The sequence below is a fragment of the Enterobacter cloacae complex sp. 6730903 genome (genome assembly GCF_048283985.1).
GTDB classification, from domain to species: Bacteria; Pseudomonadota; Gammaproteobacteria; order Enterobacterales; family Enterobacteriaceae; genus Enterobacter; species Enterobacter hormaechei_C.
In genome coordinates, this window is sequence record NZ_JBLVXX010000224.1 from 1 (window position 1) to 280 (window position 280).

The 280-nt window shown below is 32.5% G+C and carries 1 protein-coding gene; it reads left to right on the forward strand.

Annotated features, from left to right (window positions below):
• Positions 1 to 280 (forward strand): type IIL restriction-modification enzyme MmeI (locus ACNQ0W_RS25675; protein ID WP_417933341.1); only part of this gene is annotated, 280 nt, incomplete at both ends.

Consider the following 280-nt stretch of genomic DNA (forward strand, 5'->3'; position numbering starts at 1 on the left):
GGTTAAAACTATTGCAGGAAAGTTAGAGGAACGTATTCGTTACACTTCAGCAATTTGCTATAACACTTTTCCTGTGCCAAAGCTCATGAAAGCATCGATATTTAAGTTAAATGAATCTGCTTTTAAAATACTAGCTGTACGTGAATCCTATTCACATTTAAGTTTGGCTCAACTTTATGATCCTGAAAAAATGCCTTTTGACTTAAAACAAGCTCATAAAGAGAATGATTCGTTAGTGGAAAAACTATATAAATCAAGTGATTTTAAGACAGATGAAGAG